Source organism: Streptomyces pseudogriseolus (assembly GCA_002154585.1).
Classification (GTDB): Bacteria; Actinomycetota; Actinomycetes; order Streptomycetales; family Streptomycetaceae; genus Streptomyces; species Streptomyces pseudogriseolus.
In genome coordinates, this window is sequence record MUNG01000629.1 from 1 (window position 1) to 3,201 (window position 3,201).

Consider the following 3,201-nt stretch of genomic DNA (forward strand, 5'->3'; position numbering starts at 1 on the left):
GGGGTGGCGCCCCCGGGGGCGGGCACGCCGCCGTGCGCGGCGTGCACCAGCACGTGCAGACAGCCCGGGAACAGCTCGGTCGTGGACAGCACGCCGAGATCGGTGACGGGACGGTCCTTGCCCGCGAACCAGCGCTGCAGCGGCAGCCACTCGCGCAGCAGCCCGGCGAGCGACTCCAGCGACTCGGCGGGCGCGCTCCGCGGGCGCAGGAATGCGGTCTTCGTCATCGTGACGCCTCCTCTCGCCGGCACACGCTCACAGTCGTCGGCCGATGCGGGATGCGACTCGGGTGAGCCGGAACCAGTAGAAGCCGTGGCCCCCGAGGGTCAGCAGGTACGGCAGCTCGCCGATGGCCGGGAAGCGCACCCCGCCGAACAGCTCCACCGGATGCCGGCCGTCGAACTCGCGCAGGTCGAGCTCGGTGGGCTGGGAGAAGCGGGAGAAGTTGTTGACGCAGAGGACGAGGTCGTCCCCGTCTTCCCCGTTCGGGGGGGCCTCGCGGAGGAAGGCGAGGACGGCGGGGTTGGAGGAGGGCAGTTCGGTGTAGGAGCCGAGGCCGAAGGCGGGGTTCTGCTTGCGGATCTCGATCATGCGCCGGGTCCAGTGGAGCAGCGACGACGGTGAGGCCATGGAGGCTTCGACGTTGGTGACCTGGTAGCCGTAGACCGGGTCCATGATCGTGGGCAGGTAGAGGCGGCCGGGGTCGGAGGAGGAGAAGCCGGCGTTGCGGTCCGGGGTCCACTGCATGGGGGTGCGGACGGCGTCGCGGTCGCCGAGCCAGATGTTGTCGCCCATGCCGATCTCGTCGCCGTAGTAGATGATCGGCGATCCGGGCAGGGACAGCAGCAGGGCCGTGAAGAGTTCGATCTGGTTGCGGTCGTTGTCGAGGAGGGGGGCGAGGCGGCGGCGGATGCCGATGTTGGCGCGCATGCGGGGGTCCTTGGCGTACTCGGCCCACATGTAGTCGCGTTCCTCGTCGGTGACCATCTCCAGGGTCAGCTCGTCGTGGTTGCGCAGGAAGATGCCCCACTGGCAGCCGGAGGGGATGGCGGGGGTCTTGGCGAGGATCTCGGAGACGGGGTAGCGGGATTCGCGGCGGACGGCCATGAAGATGCGGGGCATGACCGGGAAGTGGAAGGCCATGTGACATTCGTCGCCGCCGGCGCTGTAGTCGCCGAAGTAGTCGACGACGTCCTCGGGCCACTGGTTGGCCTCGGCGAGGAGCACGGTGTCGGGGTACTGGGTGTCGATCTCCTTGCGGACCCGCTTGAGGAACGCGTGCGTGGCCGGCAGGTTCTCGCAGTTCGTCCCCTCGGCCGCGTACAGATAGGGGACGGCGTCGAGCCGGAACCCGTCGATGCCCAGGTCGAGCCAGAAGCGCAGGGCCGCGAGGATCTCCTCCTGCACGCGCGGGTTCTCGTAGTTGAGGTCCGGCTGGTGCGAGAAGAAGCGGTGGAAGTAGTACTGCTTGCGCACCGGGTCGTAGGTCCAGTTGGAGGCCTCGGTGTCGACGAAGATGATGCGTGCGTCCGGGTAGCCGGTGTCGTCGTCGGCCCACATGTAGAAGTCGCCGTACGGGCCGTCCGGGTCCTTGCGGGACTCCTGGAACCACGGGTGCTGGTCGCTGGTGTGGTTCATGACGAAGTCGATGATCACGCGCATGCCGCGCTGGTGCGCGGCGTCGACGAACTCCACGAAGTCGGCGAGGTCACCGAACTCGGGCAGCACGCCCGTGTAGTCGGCGACGTCGTAACCGCCGTCGCGCAGCGGTGACTTGAAGAACGGCGGCAGCCACAGGCAGTCCACGCCCAGCCATTGCAGATAGTCCAGCTTGGAGGTCAGGCCCTTGAGGTCGCCGATGCCGTCCCCGTTGCTGTCCTGGAAGGAGCGGACGAGGACCTCGTAGAAGACGGCGCGCTTGAACCACTCCGGGTCCCGCTCCCTGACCGGTGTGTCCTCGAACGTGTCCGGCACTGGCTCGTTCACGGTCATGGCGTTCCTGGCCCTCCGTTTCGCTGTGCGGCGGGCGGTCGCTGGACGTGCAGGACATGCGCGGGAGCCCGCCCCGGGTCCAGCCGCACGTAGTTGGTGCTGCCCCAGTGGTAGGTGTCGCCGGTGAGTTCGTCGCGCACCGGCACCGACTCGTGCCAGTCCAGGCCGAGTTGGTTCATGTCCAGGGAGACCGTCGCCTCCTGGACGTGATGGGGGTCGAGGTTGACGACCACGAGCACGACGTCGGAACCGTTGCGCTTGCTGTACGCCAGGACGGAGTCGTTGTCGGTGCGGTGGAAGCGGAGATTGCGCAGCAGACGCAGCGCGGGGTGGTCCCGCCGGATGGTGTTGAGGCGGGTGATCAGGGGGGCGATGGTGCGGCCCTCGCGGGCGGCGGCGTCCCAGTCGCGGGGTTTGAGCTGGTACTTCTCGCTGTCGAGGTACTCCTCGCTGCCCTCGCGCAGCGGGGTGTTCTCGCACAGTTCGTAGCCGCTGTAGATGCCCCAGGCGGGGGAGAGGGTGGCGGCGAGGACGGCGCGGACCTCGAAGGCGGGCCGGCCGCCGTGCTGGAGGTGGGCGGGCAGGATGTCGGGGGTGTTGGCGAAGAAGTTGGGCCGCATGTAGGAGGCGGCCTCCCCCGACAGTTCGGTCAGGTACTCCGTCAGCTCCTGCTTGGTGGTGCGCCAGGTGAAGTACGTGTAGGACTGCTGGAAGCCGATCTGGGCCAGGGTGTGCATCATCGCCGGGCGGGTGAAGGCCTCCGCCAGGAAGATGACGTCGGGGTCGGTGCGGTTGATCTCCCCGATCACCCGTTCCCAGAAGACGACGGGTTTGGTGTGCGGGTTGTCCACGCGGAAGATCCGCACCCCGGTGTCCATCCAGTGCCGCAGGATCCGGCAGGTCTCCGCGACCAGGCCGTCCAGGTCCGCGTCGAAGGCGATGGGGTAGATGTCCTGGTACTTCTTCGGCGGGTTCTCGGCGTAGGCGATGGAGCCGTCGGGGCGGTGGTGGAACCACTCGGGGTGCTTGTGCACCCACGGGTGGTCGGGGGAGCACTGCAGGGCGAAGTCGAGGGCGACTTCCATGCCGAGGTCGCGGGCGCGGGCGACGAAGCGGGTGAAGTCCTCCAGCGTGCCCAGTCGCGGGTGGACGGCGTCGTGGCCGCCCTCGGGGGAGCCGATCGCCCAGGGCACGCCGACGTCGTCGGGG

The 3,201-nt window shown here is 68.6% G+C and carries 3 protein-coding genes; all 3 read right to left on the reverse strand.

The features are described from left to right. Positions 1-227 (reverse strand): maltokinase N-terminal cap-like domain-containing protein (locus CCN29_RS33570; protein WP_442538667.1); only part of this gene is annotated, 227 nt, incomplete at its 3' end. A gap of 28 nt (positions 228-255) precedes the next feature. Then, positions 256-1,992: a maltose alpha-D-glucosyltransferase gene (treS, locus tag CCN29_RS33575; RefSeq protein ID WP_086686264.1), complete on the reverse strand. Its 1,737-nt coding sequence runs from the start codon at positions 1,990-1,992 to the stop codon at positions 256-258. Next, a partial coding sequence (locus CCN29_RS33580) for an alpha-amylase family protein (protein WP_503167732.1) occupies positions 1,989-3,201 on the reverse strand: 1,213 nt, incomplete at its 5' end. The genes CCN29_RS33580 and treS, both read right to left, overlap by 4 nt.

What these genes read in the sequence shown, in the direction of transcription:
- treS (WP_086686264.1), bottom strand. Translation starts at nt 1,992, where the DNA reads ATGACCGTGAACGAGCCAGTGCCGGACACGTTCGAGGACACACCGGTC.